Origin of the sequence: Bradyrhizobium sp. STM 3843, assembly GCF_000239815.1 — a bacterium.
In the GTDB taxonomy this organism is placed as follows: domain Bacteria; phylum Pseudomonadota; class Alphaproteobacteria; order Rhizobiales; family Xanthobacteraceae; genus Bradyrhizobium.
Genome location: NZ_CAFK01000058.1, coordinates 1 through 23932, shown reverse-complemented (window position 1 = coordinate 23932; position 23932 = coordinate 1). Strand labels below are relative to the sequence as shown.

Here is a 23932-nt window from a genome sequence, read left to right as displayed (position 1 = left end):
TCAGATCAGGAAGTGATCCTCCATCCATTGCATCCCGGCCGCATTGTTCTTTGTCACCACGGGGCCATCGGTCACGACGCTCTTGGGAATGCCCTGGCCGCTCTTCTCGCCCGCGGTGACCGCCGCAACGCCGGCCACGATGGCGCCGCCATGGATGCGGCAGGACGGGTTGCGCACGGTCGCGAACATCCGGCCCTCGCTGACGGCCTGGATCGCGGGCGGCATCGCGTCGACGCCGCCGATCAGGATATTGGTGCGGTTATGCGCCTTCATGATGTTGTAGGCGGCGAGCGCCATGTCGTCATTGTGGAAAAACGCCGCGTCGATCTGCGGATATTTGGTGAGATAGGTCTCCCACAGCCGCGCCGTCTTCGAGACGTCCCAGTCCGCCGGCTGAGTATCGAGCACCTCGATCCCGGGATACTGCTTGACGACGGACTCGAAGCCCTTGGCGCGGCCCTGCGCGCCGGTATGGCCAAGCGCGCCCTGCGTCATGATGATCTTGCCCTTGCCGTTCAGCTTATTGACCAGCGCCTGCGTCACGGACGCGCCCATGAACTCGTTGTCCGGGGCCAGGAAGGAGTGCACGTTGATCTGATCCAGCGGCGCGATCAGCGTGTCCATGTCGATCACCGGAATGCCCGCGTCGATCATCTTCTGCACCGGCTGGGTCAGGGTTCCGATGCCGAAGGCCTGGATCGCGACGAAGTCCCATTTTTGCGATGCCATATTGTCGATCGCCGCGCGCTGCTTGACGGCGTCGAGCTGGCCGTCGAACCAGGTGACCTCGACATTGAACAGCTTGCCCCACCATTCGGCGGCCTGCTTGCCTTGCGCGCACCAGGTGGCCTGCAGGCCGGCATTGGAGAAGGCGGCCTTCAGCGGCTTTTCCGAGCGTCCCATTTCCGCGGCCAGGGCCGGATCGACACCGAAACCGGCGAACAACGCCGCCGCCGAGCCCGCGGCCGCGGCTGCCTGCAGAAGATCGCGTCTGGTCGTGGAGGATTTTGCAGTTCCGGACATCACTCACTCCCTGTCATCTTGTTGCTGAGCAGCGTCATTGATCGCGCTGCCAGATCGAGAGTGTTTCACAACCCTGCGCGTCTCGCTACAGCCGGATGTTGTGCAGTGCGTTCGCGAGTTGTCGCAACGCAGGTCGCGCGACGGCGACCGCTGCGACGCGACCTTCGTTCAGACGACGTCTCTCACGCCGTCCATTCCCGATCACAGCGCACAGGCCGCTCGGTCATTCGTGATCGAGCGTGATGTTGTGTGCTGGCGAGTCGCGCACGAGCAAGACGCGCTCGCGACGCATCGGCGTGCGATTTGGGTATTGGCGCGGAAGACTGCACAAGTTGTCGCAGCAGGGAGGCCGTGCATTCAGCCTGCGTTCATGCGCGGTAGCTTACTTGCTTGAAGCCGCAACGCTGCTCAAAAGACCTGCTCAAAAAAAAGAGCAGGGCAGCGGGCCCTGCTCGGAATTGTGTCGACCCTTTCATATCCCGCAAATTCAGATTTGATCTTATTTGGCGGGGTGACGCTGCTTGTTGCGCGCCAGGGCTCCTCCCGAGACTTGGACCACCAGACTTCCGTAAGCGTCAGCCTGAGCCCGAATTCGTAGACGATCTTTTGACGTTTGTCATCCTTTTCGGCAACGATTGTTCAAATTTCGCGCATTTGACGAAATGATCGCGAACGAGCCCGGAGCGGATTATTTCAGCTGTCATATGACTTACGTAAAGGTAGTATTGTAAGGAGAGGTCGCCAGCGTCCGGCAGGGAATAATTTTGAGGCAGAGGGCGTCTCCTCGCGTGGCCGCCCTGCACCAGTCGCAGGGCAAACGACGGGGAGGCGAGACACGACCTCGACTCGCTGGAGCCGCAGGCGTACGAAAGCGTGTTGATTTGGTGGACTTTAGATGCGGCAGCGGCTGCACGGATTTTTTCCACTCCTGCTGATCGCGCTGGCGGTGCAGTTCCTGGCACCGATCGGCGCGACGTGGGCGGCTGCGCTTGCTGCATCCGACCCACTGCGCGGGATCGAGATCTGCCACAGCGACTCAAGCGGCGCCCCCGCGAGCGACGATCAGAGCGGACAGCACGTCCATGACGCCTGCGCCTTGTGCTGCGCCGCGCAGGCCGGTGCGGCACTGGATACGCCGCAGCCCGTCGTCTTCGCCGCTCCCATTCTCGAAGCCCGTCGCGTCGCCTGGCGCGACAGCGCATTCGTGCTTGCGGCGTCGCGCATCGGCTCGAATGCAAAGGCCCGCGCCCCGCCTGTGTCAGCGTGAAGCGTGGCGGCTTGCGGCCGCAATCGTCTTTTCACGTTGGATGGATCCGCGGAGATCATCATGTTCATCAGCCAGTGGCGTACGGGCCTGTCCGGGCTCGTGATCGCGCTCGTGCCATTTGCGCCGAGCGTTGCGCACGAAATCGTCGGCAATCGCTTTTTCCCGGCGACGCTCGGCATCGACGACCCCGGCGTCAACGACGAACTGTCAGTTCCGACCGTTGACAGCTTCAAGACCGGCGACGTTCCGCCGGTCCGCCAGCACGATGTCTCCGGCGAGATCTCGAAGCGCATCACCGAAGATTTCGCGATCGCGCTCGGCGCGACCTACACATTTCTCAATCCGACCGATCCCACTATCGCCGGCGCCAACGGGTTCCAGAACCTGGAGACCACGTTCAAGTACCGGCTGTTCAAGGACCCGGCGCATGAATTCGTGGTGTCGGTCGGGCTCAGCGTCGAGTGGGGCGGGACCGGTGTGGCCAATGTCGGCGCCGATCCGTTCAACACCTACACGCCGACGCTCTATTTCGGCAAAGGCCTTGGCGATCTGCCGGACGCGGTGTCATGGCTGCGTCCGATCGCGGTGACCGGACAGATCGGCTATGCCATTCCCGGCCGCACCTCGACAACCACCTTCGGCATCGATCCCGACAGCGGCGCGCTCACGGCCGATACCGAATTCCATCCGAAGGTCCTGAACTGGGGCGCGACGATCCAGTACAGCATGCCCTACCTGAAGGCCTCGGTGATCGATCTCGGGCTGCCGGAATTCGTCAACCGGATGGTTCCCCTGATCGAGGCCAATCTGCAGACGCCGGTTGCGAATACCTTCACATCGGGAACCCGGACGACCGGGACCATCAATCCCGGCGTAATCTGGGTCGGCAACCAGTATCAGATCGGTGTGGAGGCCCTGATTCCGATCAACCGGCAGAGTGGCAGCAATGTCGGCGTGATCGCCCAACTGCATTTCTATCTCGACGATATCGATCCGCGCGGCATCGGCAGGCCGCTGTTCGGCAACGTCACGGCGCCCGCAAACCCGGCACGGGGGAACTGATCATGCGCCGTCCATCATTGCTTGTCCTCGCCATGCTCGCGCTGCTGTCCACCGTCGGCAAGGCCGATGCGCATGCCGAGCTTGCCCATGCCGAACCACGGGTCGGCAACAAGGTCGCGACGCCGCCACGCGAGGTGACCTTGTGGTTCACGCAGAAGCTCGAGCCCGCTTTCAGCAAGATCACCGTCACCAATGCGGCCGGAGCGCGCGTCGACAGCGGCAAGACCCGGGTCAGTGGGGAGCAGATGTCGGTGTCGCTGCGCGGTGGTGGTGCCGGTCTCTATCACGTCAACTGGCATGTGTTGTCGGTCGACACCCATACGACCGAGGGCAACTTCACCTTCCAGGTCGGGGAATGAAGGCGCAAGCCGCGATGAGTTGGTTTGGCGTCGAGATTGCTGGTCCCTTGGTCGCGGCGCGCGCGACGCATTTTGCCGCGAGCGCGATCGTGGCGGGCGTCATGATCTTTCGCTCCGCCGTCCTTGCGCCATCCTTGCGATCCACGCCGCGCGCGACGATCGACCGGCAGCTCCGTATTGGCGTCTGGCTTGGGCTTGCGGCAGCAATCGTGAGCGGTCTGGTCTGGCTGGTGCTGGAAGCCGCATCGATGAGCGGGCTTTCGGTCGATGAGGCGACCACGCCGGAGACGCTGTCGACGGTGCTGACTGCTACTCAGTTCGGGAGCGTCATGCAGCTGCGTTCGATCTGCGTCGTCGTGCTGGCCGCCTCTCTGGTCCAGGAGCGCACAGCATTGCTGCGCTGGCTCGGCCTTGCCGCCGCGCTTGGCCTGGTCGGAGCGATCGCCTGGACCGGACACGCCGGTTCGACCGCGGGCAATGCGGGCATCCTGCATCTTGCTGCCGATGTCCTCCACCTCTGGGCCGCCTCGGCCTGGAGCGGTGGCTTGCTCGCGCTGGTGCTGCTGTTGGCTGCGCCGCGACAGCTATCGGGTGAGGCGACGCTGCAGACCATGGTGGTGCGGCGCTTCTCGACCCTCGGCATCATCGCCGTCGGAATCCTGATCGTGTCGGGCGTGATTCAGACCTGGCTTCTGGTCGGCTCGATCCAGGCCATGGCTGTCACGGCGTACGGACGGCTGCTCACGGTCAAGATCGTCGTGTTCACGGCGATGCTGCTGTTGGCGGCGATCAATCGAATCTGGCTGACGCCGCATCTCGCAACGGCCGCGGCGGAGCGCGCCACGGCGATGCTGAGGCGCACCGCGGCGGCAGAACTGATGCTTGCGCTTGTCGTTTTTGTGCTGGTTGGGGCGCTCGGCACCCTGCATCCGGCCGCTCATTTCATGATCTGACTGCATGAGAACCGAAGAAAGGATTTGGACATGCAACCTCTCACTCTGACGATCCGGTCGCTCGGCGCCGCTCTGTGCGGCATGCTGCTGCTCTTGAGCGCAACCGCGCGCGCCGATGACATCAAGGCGGGCGATCTCGTGATCAGCCAGGCCTGGAGCCGGGCGACGCCCGGCGGCGCCAAGGTCGGGGGCGGTTATCTCACCATCGAGAACAAGGGCAGCGCTCCCGATCGGCTGGTCGCAGTATCAGGCGACATCGCCGGCAAGATCGAAATCCACGAGATGGCGGTCACCAACGGCGTCATGACGATGCGTCCGCTGGAGCAGGGGCTTGCGATCGAGCCCGGCAAGACGGTCACGCTCGCGCCGGGCGGCTATCACCTGATGATGATGGAGCTCAAGAATCCGTTGAAGCAGGGCGACAAGCTGCCGCTGACACTCGAGTTCGAGAAGGCCGGCAAGGTCGCGGTCACGCTCGATGTTCAGGCCGTCGGAGCGAAGGGGCCCGGCGGCGAGGGCGGCAGCATGATGAACATGAAGAAAATGCCGGACCATCCGGGAATGAAGATGTAGCTCGGCCGTTCACCTCCGGAGAGCGGAGACATCGATGAAATGCCACGTCACCACCCGTGCGCTGGATGCTGCCTGTGGCAGCCGCCGTCGTCGCGCGGGTGGTGTCGTTGCGTTGCGCTCATCTATGGAGCGTTTGCTGCCGATCGCGCTGCTTGCACTGCTGCTGCAAGTCCTCGCGCCTGTTGCCGCGTCCTGGATGGCGGCGGCTGCGATGGCCGATCCGCTTGGGCGCACGGAGATCTGCCATACCGATGCTGGATCGCCGGCGCCCGATCATGGCAGCGATCGCGATGCCTGCAACCTCGATTGTATGCTGTGTTGCGTGCTGCATGCGGGCGGCGCGCTTGATGTTCCTGCAGCGGCTGCTGCCGCTGCCCCACGACGCCAGACGACGCCGGTTACGTGGCGCGAGGCTGATCTCGGCCTTGTCCATGGCAGGCTGGACGCGGTTGCCCAGGCGCGCGGACCTCCCATCCCCTTCCTGATCTGATCGTTGTCGGCGGTGCGGGCTCAGCCCGCGCCGTCAATCTCGTCAATCATTGATCTCAGGAAGACCGGCCGTCGTGCCGGCAATGGGAAGATTCAACTATGTTTGGTCGTCATGCGCTCGCGGGGACGAGCGTGATTGCTGTCGAGCTCGTGCTGATGCAACCGGCCGCAGTGTTCGCAGAGGACAGCAAGGAACTGCCGGCAGTCACGATCGACGCGCCGCGCACAACGGCGCATCGTGCCGTCCGCAAGCAAAGGCTGCCCGCGCAGCCGGCTGTTGCGCGTCGCTCCACGGCGGCCCAACTCGCCGCTGGTTCCGGCTCTGCGCAGGCCCCACCCGAGACGGGGCGGGGGACTGCGGGCGAGGCGCGGGCCAGGATCGATCAGGCCCCGACAGGCCAGACTGCGACCACGATCGACCGCAGCCGCTTCGAGAACAGGCCGGTGTTCTCGGTGAACGACATCCTGCGGGATAGTCCCGGCATCTCACTGAAGCAGGGCAACGGCCCGCGCGACTCCGGCATCTCGATCCGCGGATCGAATGCGCGTAACGGCTTCGCAATCCGCAACATCGTCGTGTTCGATGACGGCTTTCCCGTCACGCAGCCCGACGGCCTGTCGCGGACCGACCTGATCGATCCCCACGCCTATGGCGCAGTCGACGTGATCCGAGGGCCGTCCTCGGCGCTGTATAGCAACTACGCCACCGGCGGCGCGATCAATTTCCGCACCCGTCCGGGCGGGACCATCGACGGCGTCGAGATCGGCAGCGAGGGCGGCAGCTTCGGCTATCTCAGCAACTATCTCACCGCAGGGAAGAAGGTTGGCAATTTCGAGGCCTCGTTGTTCGCCAGCGACGCGCGGGGCGACGGCTTTCTCGGCAACAGCTGGTTCAACACCCAGACCGTCAATTTCCTTGGCACCTACAAGGCGACGCCGGACGACCGCTTCACGGTCAAGATCATCAACAATGCTCTGCTCGCACGGCTACCGATCCGCTCGTCGTTGAACCAGTACTATCAAAATCCGTACCAGCTGGGCTGCACGAGCGGAACTTCGCTCGCGGCGGGGTGCGGCACCGTGACGCTCAACAACAACGGTTTCAACACTGCAGCCGGAACCGACAAGGAAACGGCGCTCCAGGCCGGGCTTGGTCGCAACGACCGCAGGACCATCGTCGGTGGCCGTTGGGAGCATGATTTCGACAACACGATGACCTGGCGCAATCAGTTCGTGTTCGACGATCGCAACATCAGCCAGCCGACTGGATCTACCAGCGCGATCGGGGACTATCCATCCTACAACTACATGAGCGACATCACCAAGCGCGGTGAGATCTTCGGCCTGGATTCAACCTCGTTTTTCGGAACTTTCTACAATACGCTGACGTCGTCCGGAGACACCCGCAACGTGATGCCCGGCGGTGACGCGACACTCGGGCGTCTCTCGAGCAACCTGTTCAGCGTCACGACGAACTACGGTCTGCGCGCCCGTGAGGAACTCAAGCTGACAGCGGCGTTGACCGCCGTCGCGGGGGTGGGTTGGGAGACCACGCATCTGAGAGGAACGAATACCGCCTACACCTATTCGGGCCTGGCAGGTGTCGCGAGCACGGCACTGACGTCGGCAGACCGCGCGTTCCAGAACACCGCGCCGGAGCTTTCGCTGCTCTACAAGGTCTCCAGCGACTGGCTGCTGCGCGCCCGCGTCGCGACCGGCTACGGAACCCCGCAGGTCTCCAATTTGTTCGTGCTGCCGAACGGCGCCTCCGGCAACAACACGGGCCTGAATGCACAGACCAATCTCGGCTATGACCTCGGCGTCGACTGGACGCCGAACCGCACGCTGACGCTTAGTGCCACCGGATTCTACGAATTCTTCCGCAACGAGATCGTCAATCAGGCAACCCCCATCTCTGGCGTGACCTACTCATTCAACGCACCTCGGTCGGAGCATCGCGGCTTCGAGCTCGCTGCCGACTGGAAGTTCTTTCCCGGCTGGCAGTTCACGGCAGCCTATACCTACCTCGACGAGGTCTACACGGAATATACGGAGAACCTTGCGAGCGGCGCGACCGTGTTCAGCTTCAACCGCGTCGGCAACAAGATCCCCGGCATCTCGCCGAACGAGCTGACCGCACGGCTCGGCTATGACCAGGAGACGGGCCGGTTCGCGGGGCTTGGCGCGTTCGTCGAGGTGCAGTGGAAAGACGCCTTCTACATGGACAATGCGAATTTGCTGAAGGCACCGGGTTACGAACTGGTCAATCTCAATATTCACTACAAGACCGAGCTGCCCTCCGACACGTTCAAGACGCTCAACGTGTTCTTTGAGGTCCGGAACGTGTTCGACCGCACCTATGTCGCTTCCGCGAACAACATCTCGGACTCCGTGACCGGGGCCGGGGTGCAGAACCCGGCGAGCGTTCTCGCCAATACGACCAACTCGATTTACGCAGGCGCGCCCCGCGCCTTCTTGGCCGGCATGAAGGTGGCATTCAAATGAGGACGCTTGCAATGATCCGATCGATTGTCGGCGCCGGTCTCGCGGTTGCCTTTGCAGCCGCGCTGCAATCGCCGGCTTCCGCGCAGATGAGCCACCAGCATGCTTCTGAGGCGGCCTGCGAGGGGACGGAGTTGAGATGCGCGACCAAGGTGACGCCGTTTTTCGCCGCCGATGGGACGCTATGGCTGACCTGGATGGCGGGCGGGCTTGTCTCGGTCGCGAACTCTCAAGATGCCGGTGGGACGTTCTCGCAGCCGGTGCCAGTGACGACGCAAAAGCTCAATCTCGACTGGGGACCGGATGCCCGCCCGGCGGTCGTGGTCGACCGCAAGGGCGGCATTGCGGTGGCATTTGCGACCTTTCGCGATCAGGCCTTCAACGGCGAGGTGCTGTACACGCGCTCCGATGATGGCGGCAAGACGTTCGCGCCGGTGAATCCGATCACCGCCAACACCGTGAGCCAGCGTTTCCAAGCGCTGGCGCTCGATGAGGACGGAACGGTGTTTGCAGCCTGGCTCGACAAGCGCAACCGCGTTCCCGCCAAGGAGGCGGGCCAGGCCTATGACGGGGCAGGGCTGTTCTTCGCGTCATCGCACGATGGCGGCGCGAGCTACACCGAGGCAAAGCTCGCCCAGGACAACACCTGCGAATGCTGCCGGCTCGGCCTCGCCTTTGCCGGCCCGGGCCGGCCGGTGGTGGTGTTCCGCAACATTTTCGATGGCGGCGTGCGCGACCATGCCATCGTGACTTTCAACGATCTTGCCACGCCAGGGGAAGTCTACCGGGTCAGCGAGGATGACTGGCAGATCAAGGCCTGTCCGCATCACGGACCGAGCCTCGCGGTCTCGCCGACCGGCGCCTATCACGTCGCCTGGTACACGAACGGAAAGACGCGCAAGGGATTGTTCTACGCCCACTCACGCGATGGCGGCCACACCTTCTCCGCGCCGATCCCGATCGGCCAGGCGGACAGAAATCCGACGCGGCCTTATGTCCTGTCGACCAAGGCCGTAACCACGCTGGCGTGGAAGGAGTTTGATGGCGAGACCACGACCGTCATGATCATGCAATCTCGCGACGACGGCGACACGTGGTCGAAGCCGAGCGCCATCGCCAGCACCAAGGATGCGTCGGATCATCCGCTGCTCGTCGCGGACGGCGAGCACATCTATCTGTCCTGGATGACCAAGGCGGATGGCTATCGATTCCAGCGGATCGGAGATCAATCATGAGACGCGTCGTTCTCGGTATCGTTGCGCTGGCCGGGTTGACGCTCGGCCTGTCCGCCATCTTCGCCGCAACCTCGCCGTTGAAGCCGTTCGAGCGCGGCAGCTGGCGCGAGGTGTTGCACGCGCATGCAGGTCGTCCCACGCTGGTCCATTTCTGGGGCGTCACCTGCGGGCCCTGCAAGGTGGAGCTGCCGCAACTCGGCGAGTTCATGAAGGCGCATCCCGGCATCGACGTGGTGACCATCAGCGCTGATCTTGTTCCGAACCTGCCGGCTGCAACGCAGGCCACGCTCGACCGAGCGGGCCTGTCTGCGGCCGAGAACTTCATCTTCAACGACGGCTATGCCGAACGTTTGCGCTTCGAGATCGATCCGTCGTGGCAGGGCGACATTCCGCGCACCATGCTGATCGGCCGCGATGGCGCGATCTCCACGATTGAGGGCTCGGCCGATCTTGCCGAGCTGGACAAGTGGTCTGCCGAGCAATTGGCAGCGGGCCCGCAGCATTGATCCGTGCCCGGGGTGCGGCATTGCCAGTCCTGAATTGAACCTCCGTCTCAGCCAAACCGGTAAAATGATTGAAAATCCGGCAGTTTAGCTGCTTTTTCTTGAGTGTGGCCTTGTGTTTTGCCGCGTGATCCGGTTTGACTGCCCGGGCCAAAAGCGAATCTTCAAGGCTTCATCTCATGCGTTTGACGCGGTTCTTCCTGCCCATCCTGAAAGAGAATCCGAAGGAAGCGGAAATCGTCTCGCACCGGCTGATGCTGCGTGCCGGCATGCTGCGGCAGGAGGCCGCCGGCATCTATGCCTGGCTGCCGCTCGGCTTCAAGGTCTTGAAGAAGATCGAGCAGATCGTGCGCGAGGAACAGAACCGCGCCGGCGCGCTGGAACTGTTGATGCCGACGCTGCAACTCGCCGATCTCTGGCGCGAGAGCGGGCGTTACGATGCCTACGGTCCGGAGATGCTGCGCATCAGCGACCGCCACAAGCGCGAGCTCCTGTACGGGCCGACCAACGAGGAAATGATCACCGAGATCTTCCGCGCTTACGTGAAGTCTTACCGGAGCCTGCCGCTCAATCTCTATCACATTCAATGGAAATTCCGCGACGAGCAGCGTCCGCGCTTCGGCGTGATGCGCGGCCGCGAATTCCTGATGAAGGATGCCTATTCCTTCGATCTCGACGAGGCCGGCGCGCGGCGCGCCTACAACAAGATGTTCGTGGCCTATTTGCGCACCTTCGCGCGGATGGGGCTGAAGGGCATTCCGATGCGTGCCGAAACCGGGCCGATCGGCGGCGACCTCAGCCATGAATTCATCGTGCTCGCCGAGACCGGCGAGTCCGGCGTCTATTGCGACCGCAACGTGCTCGACCTGCCGATCCCGCCGGCGGACGTCGATTATGACGGCGATCTAACGCCGATCATCAAGCAGTGGACCTCGCTCTATGCCGCCACCGAGGACGTGCACGACGCCGCGCGCTTCGAAAACGAGGTGCCGCAGGAGCGCCGCGTCCACACCCGCGGTATCGAGGTCGGCCAGATCTTTTATTTCGGCACCAAATATTCACAGGCGATGCAGGCGCTGGTGGCCGGGCCCGACGGCGCCGAGGTGCCGATTCATGGCGGTTCCTATGGTGTCGGCGTGTCGCGCCTCGCGGGTGCGATCATCGAGGCTTGCCATGACGAGGCCGGCATCAAATGGCCGGAGGCGGTGGCGCCGTTCCGGGCAGTGATCATGAATCTCAAGCAGGGCGGCAGCGACACCGATGCGGCTTGCGAGCAGCTCTATCGGGAGCTCCAGGCCAAGGGCGTCGACGTGCTCTATGACGACACCGAGCAGCGCGCCGGCGCCAAATTCGCGACCGCCGATCTGATCGGCGTTCCCTGGCAGATCATGGTTGGGCCGAAGAGCCTTGCCGAGGGCAAGGTGGAGGTCAAGACGCGCAGCGATGGCGCGCGCGAGATGATGTCGCCGGCCGACGTCGTGGCGCGGCTGACCGGCTGATCTTCCCGCTTCGCGGGGGATATCCACCAGCGAGCTCCGACAATCCGGCCAATCCAGCCACAATTGGCCCGAATCATGGGATTATCGAGCAATGGATGCCACCATGACCGAACTCTCGCAGACACCACCCTTTGCGCCATTCGAATGGATGCTGTCGGGGCGGTATTTGCGCGCGCGGCGGCGCGAAGGCTTCATCTCGGTGATCGCGGGCTTCTCGTTCCTCGGCATCATGCTGGGGGTCGCCACGCTGATCATCGTGATGGCGGTCATGAACGGCTTCCGCAAGGAACTGCTGGACAAGATCCTCGGCCTCAACGGCCATCTGCTAGTGCAGCCGCTGGAATCGCCGCTCACCGATTGGAAGGACGTGTCCGAGCGCATCAGTCAGGTGCAGGGCATTCGCCTCGCGGTGCCCGTCGTCGACGGCCAGGGCCTCGGCTCATCGCCGTTCAACGCCGCGGGCGTGTTCATCCGCGGCATCCGCGCCCAGGACCTCGCCAACCTTCCTTCGATCGCCAAGAACATCAAGCAGGGCTCGCTGGAAAATTTCGATGAGGGCCAGGGCGTCGCGATCGGCCGGCGTCTGGCCGACCAGCTCTCGCTGCATGCCGGCGACATGATCACGCTGGTGTCGCCGAAGGGCGCGGTGACCCCGATGGGCACCACGCCGCGCATCAAGCCCTACCGGATCGCAGCCGTGTTCGAAATCGGCATGTCGGAATACGATTCCGGCTTCGTCTTCATGCCGCTCACCGAGGCGCAGGCCTATTTCAACCGCAACAACGACGTGACGGCGATCGAGGTCTTCACCAGCAATCCCGATCGCATCGAGGCGTTTCGCAAGACCGTGACCGAGGCTGCAGGACGGCCGGTGTTCCTGGTCGATTGGCGGCAGCGCAATTCGACCTTCTTCAACGCGCTTCAGGTCGAACGTAACGTGATGTTCCTGATCCTCACTTTGATCGTGCTGGTCGCCGCGCTGAACATCGTCTCCGGCCTGATCATGCTGGTGAAGGATAAGGGCCAGGATATCGCCATTCTGCGCACCATGGGCGCCTCGCAAGGCTCGATCATGCGGATCTTCCTGATTACCGGCGCCTCGATCGGCGTGGTCGGGACCCTGACCGGGTTCATGGTGGGACTTCTGATCTGCGCGAATATCGAGGCGATCCGGCAGTTCCTGTCCTGGCTCACAGCCACCGAACTGTTCGATCCGACGCTCTACTTCCTTTCCAAACTGCCGGCTGAGGTGGATTTCGGCGAGACTGCAGCCGTCGTGATCATGGCGTTGACCTTGTCGTTTCTGGCCACCCTCTACCCATCCTGGCGCGCCGCACGGTTAGATCCGGTCGACGCGCTCCGCTACGAGTGAGGCGTCGATGGCTGAAGAGGGGGCGCAGGATGTCCCGGTCATCTATCTGCACGAGATCAAGCGCCAGTACATGCAGGGAGAGGTGCCGCTGACCATTCTGGACGGCGCCAAGCTCGCGCTGTGGGCCGGACAATCGGTCGCGCTGGTTGCGCCGTCAGGCTCGGGCAAGTCGACGCTGCTCCATATCGCGGGACTGCTGGAGAGCCCGGACCAGGGCGAGGTCTACGTTGCGGGCGCGCCGACCTCGCAATTGACCGATATCGAGCGCACCCAGCTTCGGCGCACCGATATCGGCTTCGTCTATCAGTCGCACCGGCTGCTGCCGGAATTCACCGCGCTTGAGAACGTGATGCTGCCGCAGATGATCCGCGGTCTGAAGCGGACGGAGACCGTGAAGCGCGCCACAGAGATTCTGGCCTATCTCGGGCTCGGCGAACGCATCAAGCATCGTCCGGCTGAGCTTTCCGGCGGCGAGCAGCAGCGCGTGGCGATTGCACGCGCGGTCGCAAACGCTCCGCGCGCCTTGCTGGCCGACGAGCCGACCGGCAATCTCGATCCCGCCACCGCCGACCACGTGTTCCACGCCCTGATGCAGCTGATCAAGGCGACGCGGGTCGCGATGCTGATCGCGACCCACAACATGGAGCTCGCCGGCCGCATGGACCGCCGCGTCTCGATCGTCGGCGGCAAGGTGGTCGAACTCGACTAATGGCTACGGCTTGATCACAGTCATCCTGAACGGACCCGCATGTGCCGCGGCATGCGCGACGGCTTCGTTGGCCTGCGCGAGATCGAACGTCGTCACGTCCGAATGATCGAGACGGAGCAGACCGCCACGGATCAATCCCACCAGCTTGACGGTCGCATCCGGCGGATACATCCAGACGCCATGGATGGTGATGCAATTGCGCATGATCCAGGGATAGGGCAGGTCGAGCCCGGCGCCACCGAGCATGCCGACGCCGCCCATCAGCACGGCGCGGCCATATGGGCGCACGGTCATGATTGCCGCCCGCACGACGCTCGTCGCCACTGACGGCGGCATGATGTCGAGCACGCAATCGATCGGTCCGGGCGCCACACGCTTCATCCGCTCGCGATCATCATCCTCATGGCCTGAGAGCCTGACGGTGCGCACGCGGTCGCCGAAGCGGCTCTCCAGGTCCGCGAGGACGGCCTCATTGCGACCGGGCGCAACGACGCAGGCGGCGCCCATGGCAAGCGCGACGGCCACGGCTGCGCTGCCGAAATTGCCGGTGGCCCCGCTCACCAGCACGGTTTCGCCTGCTTGCAGATTGGCGGCGAGAAAGCCGCCATAGGGCACGAGCAGGGTGTTGATTGCGCACCAATGCGCGGCGTCACTCTCGCTGATCTCGCCGATGGGTTTGGCGTTCTCAGTGGGCACCAGCACCTTTTCCGCAAAGGCGCCGTCGCCGAAATGACGCTGCAGCTTCAATGCGCCTGGACCGCGGGCGCTCCAGCCCTGCAGCGTGATGTCGGGCATCATGGCGTTGTCGCGGGAACGAATGGTCGGATCGCAGAATACCCAGTCGCCGATCTTCAGATGCGTCGCGTCGGGGCCGACCGCGCTCACACGGCCGATGCATCCGGGACCCGGAACCACCGGCAGTTGGAGCTGATAGTTGCGTTCACCGCTAAAGACCTCATTGGCGTAGGACAGTACGCCGGTCGCCACGACGTCGACCACGATCTCGCCTGTGCCCAGCACGGGATCGGGAACGGTCTCGATCGCGAGCGGCGATCCAAACGCTCTTAATACGGCAGCTTTCATCATGTCCTCCGTCTTGGATGGTGCACACGACCATGCCGGGATATGCTGCAGCCAGGAAGGCCTGGTATTATCCTAGGACTATGTGGACCTAGCCTTGCGGGCTTGGTTCGACCATGGGTCATCGGGAGCAACGAGATGAATGATCCGCGTCGGGCCGAATTCGGCAATTTTCTGCGCTCACGGCGTGAAAAGCTGACGCCGAAGGCGGTCGGGCTTGCGGCCGGACGGCGGCGCCGCACCGCGGGCCTGCGGCGCGAGGAAGTGGCTGAGCTCGCCGGGATCGGCGTCGACTGGTACATCCGGCTGGAGCAGGGCCGCAGCGTGAACCCGTCGGCGTCGACGATCGAAGCGCTGGCGCGCGCATTGCGGCTATCCAAGGCCGAGCATGCGCATCTCAAGGCGCTGGTGCGCGACGCTGACCGCAAGCCGTTCGTGCGCGAAGATGTGCCTGTGCATTTGCGCAAGCTGGTGGAGGGCCTCAACCAGCCGGCCTACATCACCGGGCGGCGCTGGGACGTGCTGGCATGGAATGCGGCAGCCGACGAGATCTTCGGTTTCTCAGGGCTTGCCGAGCCGGAGCGCAACACGTTGCTCCTGGTGCTCTGCACCCCACATGCGCGAAAACTGTTTGGCGCGGGCTGGAAGGAGCAGGCGAGGCGCATGGTCGCGCAATTCCGCGCCACGCATGATTTGTGGGCCGGCGATCCCGCTTTCGTCGATCTCATCGATCGGCTCAATCGCGGCAGCCACGAATTCCAGAGCTTTTGGGCCGCGCATGATGTTCGCGGAGCTGCCGCGGGACAGAAATTACTCGAGCATCCGAAAAAGGGGCGCTTGCGGCTGCAATATGCAAGCTTCCAAGCCAATGATGATCCCGCACTCAAGCTCACCATCTACGATACGCAGATGTAGTTGCCTCACAAGCAAGCCGTATCGACGTCAAGCGCGCCCATGATTGAGACGCGATCGTGCCGACATCGTGGTGCAATACGTTTCATCGCGGTCATGCAATGTGACCGACGAAAGGCGTGCGCCACGAGTCCTTCACACATGAGTGCGGCTTTTGCATCACAGCGCATGCAACCCCCGCAATTTAGAGGGATTCTGCGAATCCCAGAAAAGCCGGAAACGCAGATCAATTCTTCCGCGGAGTGCTGATCGCGTGAGCTTGGTTCTGCCGGCGTTACGGGCGCGCTGATAGTTGAGAGACCAGGGTTTGGGGACTTTGGATCGAATGTACGGAGTTCGACAATGAAGAAGCTCTTTCTTGCAACCGTGTCGCTTGGCGCTGTGGCGTCGGCGTCCGCGGTCGCTGCCGACCTTCCAGTCAAGGGGCGCGCCTACACCAAGGCTCCCCCGGCCGTCGTGGAGGCGGTGTATGATTGGAGCGGCTTCTACGGTGGTATCAACGCCGGTGGCGGCTCCAGCCGCAATTGCTGGAATCTGCTGCAGAATGCCGGCGTCGCCGTCAATCCGGCGATGAATCGCGAGGGCTGTAGCGGTGGCGGCGGGGCGGCGGTCGGCGGTCAGATCGGCTATCGCTATCAGTTGACGAACTGGGTGTTCGGCCTCGAGGCTCAGGGGGACTGGGCGGACTTCAAAGGCACCAATCGCAACCTGATACTTCCGAACGTCAGCGACCGCTCACGCACCAATGCCTTTGGCCTGTTCACGGGCCAGGTCGGTTACGCCTTCAACAACGTGCTCGGTTATGTGAAGGGTGGTGCGGCAGTTGTCGGCGACAAATACGACACGTTCAACACGGCCACCGGCGCGATGCTGGACAAGGCCAATACCACGCGCTGGGGCGGAACGGTCGGTGCTGGCCTCGAATACGGCTTTGCGCCCAACTGGACGGTCGGCGTCGAATACGACCATATCTTCCTCGGCAACAAGACCTTGAACTTCACCAACGCGGCCGGCGCAGTGCAAATGCAGCGTAACATCAACGGGGATGTCGACATCGGGCTGGTGCGGGTGAACTACAAGTTCGGCCCCGGCTTCGGAATGGGCATGTTCCGTTAGCCACCCCAATAGGCTGGCCACCCCCGGCTGCAAGTGCCGGGGCGAGCCACCTCAATGTTATCGCCGATCATGGCGGCGCCGAGCGGGCGCCGTCGTCGTGAAATAGGGATTGAGCTCGCAGTCGGCTGGGCGGCCGACCGCATTGAACTTGCACTGCTCGAGCGATCGAAAACGGCAGTCGATGTAGCCGTTCGGGCCATACGTGTGCAGGCAGACCGGAAAGTTCGGATCATAGGTCTGCGCATGTCCTGCGCCGCCCGTGAGCAGCGCAGCTGACGCCAGCAGTTTCAGCGCAAGCTTACGCATAATTCGACCGCTGACTTCGGCAGGCGTGGTCCGCGCCGCTGCGTGGGCTGCGAATCGCTCAGTCCTCCTCGAACACGAAGGGGTTCGGAAGCGGCGCGAATGGATTCGGGCGGGGCGGACGCTGCCGAATCCGCTGCCTCTGAGGATATGGGTAAGGCGTCGCGCGCGGGTCGTCACTGACACCCGCGAAATAGGGATTGGCGATGCAGTAGAGTCGGCGACCCGACGCGGTGGCCAGGCATTGGTCGTAGGTATCGAAGCTGCAATTGCTCAAGCCCGGATATTCGTCGCCCTGGATGCAGAACGGGTGCCGGATACCGACCGCATGGGCCGGCGCGTTGGCGACCGCCAGCAAACCGCCGGCAGCAAGGGCTGCGAAGAGTGCATTACGCATCTGGGGAGATTCTCCATGGACCACGCGTCGCGCCACTTGGAACCGGATGTTAGCGGAACATGCAAGGTCAAAACGAATGTCCCGGCGGGATCGCGGGCGACGTATCTTTCATGTCACGCGGGTTCCATCAACTCATTGTGAGATCACGTGAATTCGGTGTAATTTCGTCAGCCTTTCAGTCCGACCTGTGTCCCCCGCGCTACAGCAATTGTGGCCGAGCTTGCTAAGACGAGGCGAAGGCCTGGGGGCCTTGAGACCAAAACTGGACTGAGAGATGAAGAAACTTCTTTTGATTACGACCGCGCTTGTGGCGCTCGGTTCGCCGGCCATGGCCGCCGATCTCGCCGCGCGTCCGTACACCAAGGCGCCGCCGATGGTGGCTGCTGCGATCTACGATTGGAGCGGCTTCTACATCGGTCTCAACGGCGGTGGCGGCTGGACCCACAACACCTGGGATCTGGTCGGGGGCGGCCGTGAGGGCTCGAACGACGCGTCGGGCGGCACCGTCGGTGGCCAGATCGGCTATCGCTGGCAGACCGGTCCGATCGTGTTCGGCGTCGAGGCGCAGGGCAACTGGGCTGATTTCTCGGGCGATCATCTGAGCGCGTTGTTCGCGACTCGGAATCGCACCAAGACCGACGCGTTCGGCCTGTTCACCGGTCAGATCGGTTATGCCTGGAACAACGTGCTGCTCTACGCCAAGGGCGGTGCGGCGGTTGTCGACAACAAGTACGATATCTTCTCCAGCGTGAACGGTGCGAACCTCGCATCCACCAGCAACACGCGCTGGGGCGGCACCGTCGGGGCCGGCTTCGAGTACGGCTTCGCGCCGAACTGGTCGGTTGGCGCCGAATACGATCACATCTTCCTGGATCGGCAGACCGTCAGCTTCGGTGCGTTCGGTTCCGACAGCATCAAGCAGGACGCCGACCTGTTCACCGCCCGCCTGAACTACAGGTTCGGCGGTCCGATCATCGCCAAGTACTGATTCTCCCGATATCAAACGGCGGATCAAAAGAACCCCGGCGCGCAAGCGCCGGGGTTTTTCTTTGCTGCGGCGACCTGAGACATTAACCACGCCTGCAGGAGCGTGGCGGCGGCACGACCACGCTGGCTTGACCCAAGAACAAAAAAGGAACAATGTTCTTCCTATGTTCTAGGTCAAGGAGGCTCTCATGCTGAAGGTTTTCGTCGAAGAAGCCGCCGCATTGGCGTCGATCGCACTGTTCGTCGGGATGATCGCGCTGTGGGCGCAAATCATTCCGCAGCTTTGATTTTCGTCGCGGGACCGGGCGAGCGATTCGCTGCTGGGGACAATGGGGATCGGTCGCGGAGTGGAGTCGGACTCTCGGAGCTAGTCTCCGTATCATAGAGGAGCGAGTCGGCCGGTTGGCGCATGGATGTCGACGGCGGGCTCGCCCCTTCACCGTATGATCCCGCAAACCGCAAGGCGAGCATGTCCAGCGCTGGATTCGTCCATCTCCACGTCCATTCCGCCTATTCGCTGCTGAAGGGCTCGATCAAGATCGCCAAGCTCAGCGAACTCGCCAAGGCCGACCGCCAGCCGGCGCTGGCCTTGACCGACACCGACAACATGTTCGGTGCGCTGGAATTCTCCGAAAAGCTGGCGGGCTATGGCATCCAGCCGATCATCGGCTGCGAGCTTGCGATCGATTTCGGCGATGTCGACCCGAATGCGCGCAGTGCGGCCGCGATCGTCACGCCGGCGCGAATCGTTCTGCTCGCGGCCCGCGAGGAGGGCTATCGCCACCTGATGCGGCTGAATTCGCGCGCGTTCCTGGAGACGCCGACGCACCAGGCGCCCCATATCAAGTTCGACTGGCTGCAAGACAATCACGAAGGCCTGATCGCGCTCACCGGCGGACCTGACGGGCCGATCTCGCTTGCGCTTCAACATGACCATGCTGCGCTGGCCGCACAACGCTGCGAGCGGCTGGCGAGCCTGTTCGGCGATCGGCTCTACATCGAATTGCAGCGCCACGGCATGGAAAAGGAGCGCCGCGTCGAGAGCGGGCTGATCGATATCGCCTATGCCAAGGGCCTGCCGCTGGTCGCGACCAACGAGCCTTATTTCGCTGCGGCCGAGGATTACGAGGCCCATGATGCGCTGCTGTGCATCGCCGGCGGGCACTTGATTGCCGACACCGAGCGCGAGCAGCTCACCTCCGACCACCGCTTCAAGACCCGCGCGGAAATGGCGGTGCTGTTCGCCGACATTCCGGAAGCCCTGGCGTCCACGGTCGAGATCGCCGAGCGCTGCTCGTTCCGGCCGCGGACGCGCAAGCCGATCCTGCCGCTGTTCACCGTCGGTGCCGGCACCGACGCGGCGGATGCCGCCAGCGCCGAGGCGGCCGAGCTGAAGCGGCAGGCGGAAGAGGGGCTGGAGCGCCGTTTGAAGGTTCACGGCCTCGCGCCGGGCATGACGGAGGAGGACTACCAGAAGCGACTCGCCTTCGAGCTCGACGTCATCACCCGCATGAAATATGCGGGCTACTTCCTGATCGTGTCCGACTTCATCAAATGGGCCAAGGCGCACGGCATTCCGGTGGGGCCGGGCCGCGGCTCCGGCGCAGGCTCGCTGGTCGCCTGGGTGCTGACCATCACCGATCTCGATCCGATGCGATTCGCGCTGCTGTTCGAGCGCTTCCTCAATCCCGAGCGCGTCTCGATGCCGGACTTCGACATCGACTTCTGCCAGGACCGCCGCGGCGAGGTGATCTCCTATGTGCAGCAGCGCTACGGCCGCGACCAAGTGGCGCAGATCATCACCTTCGGTACGCTGCAGGCGCGCGGCGTGCTGCGCGACGTCGGCCGCGTGCTGCAGATGCCATATGGCCAGGTCGACAAGCTGACCAAGCTGGTGCCGCAGAATCCGGCGGCGCCCATCACCTTGGCGGCGGCCATCGAAGGCGAGCCGAAGCTGCAGGCGTTCCGCGACGAGGACCCGGTGGTGGCGCGCGCCTTCGACATCGCGATGCGCCTCGAAGGTCTGACGCGCCATGCCTCGACCCACGCGGCGGGCATCGTGATCGGCGATCGCCCGTTGAGCGAGCTGGTGCCGCTCTATCGCGATCCGAAGTCCGACATGCCGGTGACCCAGTTCAACATGAAATGGGTCGAGCCGGCTGGGCTCGTGAAGTTCGACTTCCTAGGCCTCAAGACGTTAACTGTGCTCGATGTCGCGGTGAAGCTGTTGAAGCAGCGCGACATCCATGTCGATCTCGCGACATTGCCGATCGACGACGCCGAAAGCTATCAGATGCTGGCGCGCGGCGACGTAGTCGGCGTGTTCCAGGTTGAAAGTCAGGGCATGCGGCGGGCGCTGATCGACATGCGGCCCGACCGATTCGAGGACATCATCGCGCTGGTCGCGCTGTACCGGCCGGGCCCGATGGCGAACATCCCGACCTATTGCGCGCGCAAGCATGGCGAGGAGGAGCCGGAATATCTGCACCCGCTGCTGGAACCGATGCTGAAAGAAACGTTCGGCGTCATCATCTACCAGGAGCAGGTGATGCAGATCGCGCAGCGGATGAGCGGCTATTCGCTTGGCGAAGCCGACCTGTTGCGCCGCGCCATGGGCAAGAAGATCCGCGCCGAGATGGACAAGCAGCGCGTTCGCTTCGTCGAGGGCGCGACCAGGAACGGCGTGCCGAAGAACCAGGCCGACACGATCTTCGACCTGCTCGCCAAGTTCGCCGACTACGGCTTCAACAAGTCGCACGCAGCGGCCTATGCGCTGGTGTCCTATCACACCGCCTATATGAAGGCGCATTATCCGGTCGAGTTCATCGCGGCGTCGATGACGCTCGATCTCAACAACACCGACAAGCTGTCCGAGTTTCGCGCCGAGGCGCAGCGCCTCGGCATCAAGGTCGAGCCGCCCTCGATCAACCGGTCGGGCCCGACCTTCGAGGTCAGCCCCAACACAATCTATTATGCGCTCGCCGCCCTGAAGGGCGTAGGACCCCAGGCGATCGAGCTGATCGTCGAGGCCCGCAACAAGGGCGGCCCGTTCACCTCGCTTGCGGACTTTGCGGCGCGGGTCAATCCGCGTGCCATCAACAAGCGCATCATCGAGAGTCTCGCGGCGGCGGGCGCGTTCGACGTGCTCGACAAGAACCGCGCGCGGGTGTTTGCCGGTGCTGATGCGATCGTTGCCGCCTGCCAGCGGGCGCATGAAGCGGAAACCTCGGGCCAGAACGACATGTTCGGCAATGCCGCCGATGCGCCGACCATCGTGTTGCCGAACGTCGAGAACTGGCTGCCGGCCGAACGCCTGCGCCGCGAATATGACGCGATCGGTTTCTTCTTGTCGGGCCATCCGCTCGACGACTACGCGACCGCGCTGAAGCGGCTGCGGGTGCAGAGCTGGGCGGAGTTTTCGCGCGCGGTGAAGACCGGTGCCACGGCCGGCAAGGTGGCCGCCACGGTGGTCTCGCGGATGGAGCGGCGCACCAAGACCGGCAACAAGATGGGCATCATGGGCCTGTCCGACCCGACCGGCCATTTCGAGGCGGTGCTGTTCTCGGAAGGGCTCGCGCAATATCGCGACGTGCTGGAGCCCGGCGCGGCGGTGCTGCTGCAACTCGGCGCCGAACTGCAGGGCGAAGATGTTCGCGCCCGTGTGCTGCATGCCGAGCCGCTCGATGACGCCGCGGCCAAGACCCAGCGCGGCTTGCGCATCTTCCTGCGCGATACCAAGCCACTGGAGTCCATCGTGCGGCGGCTGCAGGGGCCGGAGGCCACGACCAGCAATGGCAACGGCGCAAACGCGAAGGGTGCCGCACCGCCGCTGGCGCCGCGTACGGCGGCCGGGGAGGGGGAGGTCTCGCTGGTGATGATGCTCGACATCGAGACCGAGGTGGAGATGAAGCTGCCCGGACGCTTCAAGGTTTCGCCACAAATTGCTGGCGCGATCAAAGCAGTCACCGGCGTGGTCGACGTGCAGACGCTATAATGTCCATGGCGGCGCTCTCAGCCGGTGCTCCCCGCTCGGCGGCGCTAAAAGAGGACGGACATCGCTTTCGGGTGGCTCAGGCCTGTCGCTGAGGCCGTTGCGGCGCACCCGAAAGGTCGCGGGGAACCTCTCTGTTCAACTGCGGTTCAGCTGACAGATCGCTGAATCGCGCGTGTATTTTGTTAAAGAGTTGGAGGGCCCCATGCGATTGGCCAGGACCTTGTCATTCAGGACGTTGTCATTCGCCGCCATCTGCCTGTTGTTGGGCATGGCCATGCAACTCGTGCCGGCAGCCGCGCAGCAATCCGCCCAGGAAAAGCGCATTGCGCTCGTGATCGGCAATGGAGCCTATGCCAAGGGACCGCTCGCCACCGCCGCCAACGATGCCGGGCTGATCGCACAGACCCTGCAGGCAGCAGGCTTCGACGTGATCGGCGCCCGCGATCTCGACGGCGACACCTTGCGCAAGAGCTTTCGCGACTTCATGCAGAAGGCGCAGTCTTCGGACAACAACACGGTCGCGATGGTCTATCTCGCCGGTTACGGCGTGCAGCTGGCGGGGGAGAACTATTTCATCCCTGTCGACTCGACGATCGCGCATGACACCGACATTCCGACCGAGGGCTTGCGGATCAGCGACTATATGCGGCAGCTCGCGGCGATCCCGCTGAAGGCGAGCATCGTCGTGCTCGATGCCGCGCGCCAGCAGCCCTTCGTCGAAGGCGGGCGGCCGCTCGCCGGCGGGCTCGCTCTGGTCGAGCCCGACAACAACATGCTGGTCGCCTTCAACGCAGCGCCCGGCACGGTGGCGCCGAATGAGAGCGGCACCTACGGCATTTACGCGCAATCGCTGGCGGAGATGATCCGCAGCGGCGGCCTGTCGCTGCCGGAGGTGTTCGATCGGGTGCGGCTGCGCGTCGACGAGGCAACCAAAGGCGCCCAGGTGCCGTGGGACGCGCAGAAGATCCAGACCGCCTTCAGCTTCTTCGAGCGCGCGCCGGACGCGCCGGCAGAGCAGGCGCAGCCGGCACAGGTTGCCGCCATACGCGATCGGCCGCTGCGCGAGTTCTCCGTGCAGGAGGCCTATACGGCCGCGCTCGAGCGCGATTCGCTGCAGGCCTATGAGGAATTCCTGGCCGCTTTCCCCGACGATCCGCTGGCGAAACGGGTGAGGGCGCTGGTCGCCGCACGTCGCGAGGCGATCACCTGGCGTCGCACCTATCGCGCCGATACGCCCGATGCCTATTGGTCTTATCTGAGGCGCTACCCGCGGGGGCCGCATGCGGAAGATGCGCGGCGACGGCTCGCCATCCTGACCGCGCCGCTGGAGCCGCCGCCCTCCTTTGCGATGATGGACTATGACGTGCCGCCTCCGCCTCCGGACGAGATCGTCTATGTCGATCGGCCGGTGCTGGTGTTCTCCGATCCCGAATTCGCCTTCGCGCCGCCGCCACCACCGCCGATCTTCCTGCTGCCGCCGCCGCCGCCGGATTTCGTCGTGCTGTCGCCCCCGATCGCGCCGGTCGCCCTCTTCGTGCTGCCGCAGCCGGTGTTCGTGCCGATCCCGGTCTATGTGCGGCCGCCGCGTTTCGTGGAG

At 63.8% G+C, this 23932-nt stretch carries 21 protein-coding genes; 17 read left to right on the top strand and 4 right to left on the bottom strand.

The genetic code is table 11. The features are described 5' to 3' along the window. Positions 1–1023, bottom strand: coding sequence for a sugar ABC transporter substrate-binding protein (locus BRAS3843_RS08605; protein ID WP_008968439.1), 1023 nt, complete (start codon positions 1021–1023; stop codon positions 1–3). Positions 1024–1918: 895 nt separating this feature from the next. Here BRAS3843_RS08605 and BRAS3843_RS08600 point away from each other — a divergent pair. The 12 genes from BRAS3843_RS08600 to BRAS3843_RS08545 all read left to right on the top strand — a co-directional run bounded on the left by BRAS3843_RS08600 (position 1919) and on the right by BRAS3843_RS08545 (position 13546). Continuing rightward, complete coding sequence (locus tag BRAS3843_RS08600) at positions 1919–2290, top strand: DUF2946 family protein (protein WP_008968438.1); 372 nt, start codon at positions 1919–1921, stop codon at positions 2288–2290. A 60-nt stretch (positions 2291–2350) separates the two neighbouring features. Continuing rightward, complete coding sequence (locus tag BRAS3843_RS08595; RefSeq protein ID WP_008968437.1) at positions 2351–3352, top strand: hypothetical protein; 1002 nt, start codon at positions 2351–2353, stop codon at positions 3350–3352. A 2-nt stretch (positions 3353–3354) separates the two neighbouring features. Beyond that, entirely contained in the window at positions 3355–3711 is a 357-nt protein-coding gene (locus tag BRAS3843_RS08590) for a copper resistance CopC family protein (RefSeq protein ID WP_035981165.1), read from the top strand. A 14-nt stretch (positions 3712–3725) separates the two neighbouring features. Then, positions 3726–4664: a copper homeostasis membrane protein CopD gene (gene copD, locus BRAS3843_RS08585; RefSeq protein ID WP_244425183.1), complete on the top strand. Its 939-nt coding sequence runs from the start codon at positions 3726–3728 to the stop codon at positions 4662–4664. A gap of 81 nt (positions 4665–4745) precedes the next feature. Continuing rightward, positions 4746–5237 carry a copper chaperone PCu(A)C gene (locus BRAS3843_RS08580; protein WP_139024783.1) on the top strand — a complete coding sequence of 164 codons (492 nt, stop codon included), beginning with the start codon at positions 4746–4748 and terminating at the stop codon, positions 5235–5237. A 34-nt stretch (positions 5238–5271) separates the two neighbouring features. After that, positions 5272–5727 carry a DUF2946 family protein gene (locus tag BRAS3843_RS08575; protein WP_008968433.1) on the top strand — a complete coding sequence of 152 codons (456 nt, stop codon included), beginning with the start codon at positions 5272–5274 and terminating at the stop codon, positions 5725–5727. Between the two features lie 98 nt (positions 5728–5825). After that, positions 5826–8231: a TonB-dependent receptor gene (locus tag BRAS3843_RS08570; protein WP_008968432.1), complete on the top strand. Its 2406-nt coding sequence runs from the start codon at positions 5826–5828 to the stop codon at positions 8229–8231. An 11-nt stretch (positions 8232–8242) separates the two neighbouring features. Beyond that, positions 8243–9463, top strand: a complete 1221-nt coding sequence (locus tag BRAS3843_RS08565; RefSeq protein ID WP_035981179.1) for a sialidase family protein — start codon at positions 8243–8245, stop codon at positions 9461–9463. Next, a complete protein-coding gene (locus BRAS3843_RS08560; protein ID WP_008968430.1) occupies positions 9460–9969 on the top strand; it encodes a TlpA disulfide reductase family protein in 510 nt (169 codons plus the stop codon). Before BRAS3843_RS08565 ends, BRAS3843_RS08560 begins: the two co-directional genes overlap by 4 nt. A 176-nt stretch (positions 9970–10145) precedes the next feature. Then, on the top strand, positions 10146–11465 hold the full coding sequence (proS, locus tag BRAS3843_RS08555) for a proline--tRNA ligase (protein WP_008968429.1): 1320 nt from the start codon (positions 10146–10148) through the stop codon (positions 11463–11465). 91 nt (positions 11466–11556) lie between these two features. Beyond that, complete coding sequence (locus tag BRAS3843_RS08550) at positions 11557–12837, top strand: lipoprotein-releasing ABC transporter permease subunit (protein WP_035981161.1); 1281 nt, start codon at positions 11557–11559, stop codon at positions 12835–12837. Positions 12838–12844: 7 nt separating this feature from the next. Further along, positions 12845–13546 (top strand): ABC transporter ATP-binding protein, encoded by a 702-nt coding sequence (locus BRAS3843_RS08545; RefSeq protein WP_008968427.1) that lies wholly within the window; start codon positions 12845–12847, stop codon positions 13544–13546. Positions 13547–13549: 3 nt separating this feature from the next. Here the strand turns inward: BRAS3843_RS08545 and BRAS3843_RS08540 are convergent, their stop codons facing one another. Continuing rightward, positions 13550–14629 carry a zinc-binding alcohol dehydrogenase family protein gene (locus BRAS3843_RS08540; RefSeq protein WP_035981178.1) on the bottom strand — a complete coding sequence of 360 codons (1080 nt, stop codon included), beginning with the start codon at positions 14627–14629 and terminating at the stop codon, positions 13550–13552. 135 nt (positions 14630–14764) lie between these two features. Between BRAS3843_RS08540 and BRAS3843_RS08535 the strand changes: the two genes are divergently transcribed. Further along, positions 14765–15541: a helix-turn-helix transcriptional regulator gene (locus BRAS3843_RS08535; RefSeq protein WP_008968425.1), complete on the top strand. Its 777-nt coding sequence runs from the start codon at positions 14765–14767 to the stop codon at positions 15539–15541. A 339-nt stretch (positions 15542–15880) separates the two neighbouring features. Beyond that, entirely contained in the window at positions 15881–16654 is a 774-nt protein-coding gene (locus BRAS3843_RS08530; RefSeq protein ID WP_008968424.1) for an outer membrane beta-barrel protein, read from the top strand. A 57-nt stretch (positions 16655–16711) separates the two neighbouring features. On the opposite strand, the gene BRAS3843_RS08525 is transcribed toward BRAS3843_RS08530, so the two are convergent. Continuing rightward, a complete protein-coding gene (locus BRAS3843_RS08525; protein WP_008968423.1) occupies positions 16712–16960 on the bottom strand; it encodes a DUF3551 domain-containing protein in 249 nt (82 codons plus the stop codon). Positions 16961–17018: 58 nt separating this feature from the next. After that, positions 17019–17354 carry a DUF3551 domain-containing protein gene (locus tag BRAS3843_RS08520; RefSeq protein ID WP_008968422.1) on the bottom strand — a complete coding sequence of 112 codons (336 nt, stop codon included), beginning with the start codon at positions 17352–17354 and terminating at the stop codon, positions 17019–17021. 274 nt (positions 17355–17628) lie between these two features. Here BRAS3843_RS08520 and BRAS3843_RS08515 point away from each other — a divergent pair, with 274 nt between their 5' ends. The 3 genes from BRAS3843_RS08515 to BRAS3843_RS08505 form a co-directional block, all read left to right on the top strand. Beyond that, complete coding sequence (locus BRAS3843_RS08515; protein WP_008968421.1) at positions 17629–18342, top strand: outer membrane beta-barrel protein; 714 nt, start codon at positions 17629–17631, stop codon at positions 18340–18342. A 468-nt stretch (positions 18343–18810) separates the two neighbouring features. After that, entirely contained in the window at positions 18811–22335 is a 3525-nt protein-coding gene (gene dnaE / locus BRAS3843_RS08510) for a DNA polymerase III subunit alpha (RefSeq protein WP_008968420.1), read from the top strand. 202 nt (positions 22336–22537) lie between these two features. Next, positions 22538–23932 (top strand): caspase domain-containing protein (locus BRAS3843_RS08505; RefSeq protein ID WP_035981176.1); only part of this gene is annotated, 1395 nt, incomplete at its 3' end.

What these genes read in the sequence shown, in the direction of transcription:
- BRAS3843_RS08605 (WP_008968439.1), bottom strand. Translation starts at nt 1,023, where the DNA reads ATGTCCGGAACTGCAAAATCCTCCACGACCAGACGCGATCTTCTGCAG.
- BRAS3843_RS08600 (WP_008968438.1), top strand. Translation starts at nt 1,919, where the DNA reads ATGCGGCAGCGGCTGCACGGATTTTTTCCACTCCTGCTGATCGCGCTG.
- BRAS3843_RS08595 (WP_008968437.1), top strand. Translation starts at nt 2,351, where the DNA reads ATGTTCATCAGCCAGTGGCGTACGGGCCTGTCCGGGCTCGTGATCGCG.
- BRAS3843_RS08590 (WP_035981165.1), top strand. Translation starts at nt 3,355, where the DNA reads ATGCGCCGTCCATCATTGCTTGTCCTCGCCATGCTCGCGCTGCTGTCC.
- copD (WP_244425183.1), top strand. Translation starts at nt 3,726, where the DNA reads ATGAGTTGGTTTGGCGTCGAGATTGCTGGTCCCTTGGTCGCGGCGCGC.
- BRAS3843_RS08580 (WP_139024783.1), top strand. Translation starts at nt 4,746, where the DNA reads ATGCTGCTGCTCTTGAGCGCAACCGCGCGCGCCGATGACATCAAGGCG.
- BRAS3843_RS08575 (WP_008968433.1), top strand. Translation starts at nt 5,272, where the DNA reads ATGAAATGCCACGTCACCACCCGTGCGCTGGATGCTGCCTGTGGCAGC.
- BRAS3843_RS08570 (WP_008968432.1), top strand. Translation starts at nt 5,826, where the DNA reads ATGTTTGGTCGTCATGCGCTCGCGGGGACGAGCGTGATTGCTGTCGAG.
- BRAS3843_RS08565 (WP_035981179.1), top strand. Translation starts at nt 8,243, where the DNA reads ATGATCCGATCGATTGTCGGCGCCGGTCTCGCGGTTGCCTTTGCAGCC.
- BRAS3843_RS08560 (WP_008968430.1), top strand. Translation starts at nt 9,460, where the DNA reads ATGAGACGCGTCGTTCTCGGTATCGTTGCGCTGGCCGGGTTGACGCTC.
- proS (WP_008968429.1), top strand. Translation starts at nt 10,146, where the DNA reads ATGCGTTTGACGCGGTTCTTCCTGCCCATCCTGAAAGAGAATCCGAAG.
- BRAS3843_RS08550 (WP_035981161.1), top strand. Translation starts at nt 11,557, where the DNA reads ATGGATGCCACCATGACCGAACTCTCGCAGACACCACCCTTTGCGCCA.
- BRAS3843_RS08545 (WP_008968427.1), top strand. Translation starts at nt 12,845, where the DNA reads ATGGCTGAAGAGGGGGCGCAGGATGTCCCGGTCATCTATCTGCACGAG.
- BRAS3843_RS08540 (WP_035981178.1), bottom strand. Translation starts at nt 14,629, where the DNA reads ATGAAAGCTGCCGTATTAAGAGCGTTTGGATCGCCGCTCGCGATCGAG.
- BRAS3843_RS08535 (WP_008968425.1), top strand. Translation starts at nt 14,765, where the DNA reads ATGAATGATCCGCGTCGGGCCGAATTCGGCAATTTTCTGCGCTCACGG.
- BRAS3843_RS08530 (WP_008968424.1), top strand. Translation starts at nt 15,881, where the DNA reads ATGAAGAAGCTCTTTCTTGCAACCGTGTCGCTTGGCGCTGTGGCGTCG.
- BRAS3843_RS08525 (WP_008968423.1), bottom strand. Translation starts at nt 16,960, where the DNA reads ATGCGTAAGCTTGCGCTGAAACTGCTGGCGTCAGCTGCGCTGCTCACG.
- BRAS3843_RS08520 (WP_008968422.1), bottom strand. Translation starts at nt 17,354, where the DNA reads ATGCGTAATGCACTCTTCGCAGCCCTTGCTGCCGGCGGTTTGCTGGCG.
- BRAS3843_RS08515 (WP_008968421.1), top strand. Translation starts at nt 17,629, where the DNA reads ATGAAGAAACTTCTTTTGATTACGACCGCGCTTGTGGCGCTCGGTTCG.
- dnaE (WP_008968420.1), top strand. Translation starts at nt 18,811, where the DNA reads ATGTCCAGCGCTGGATTCGTCCATCTCCACGTCCATTCCGCCTATTCG.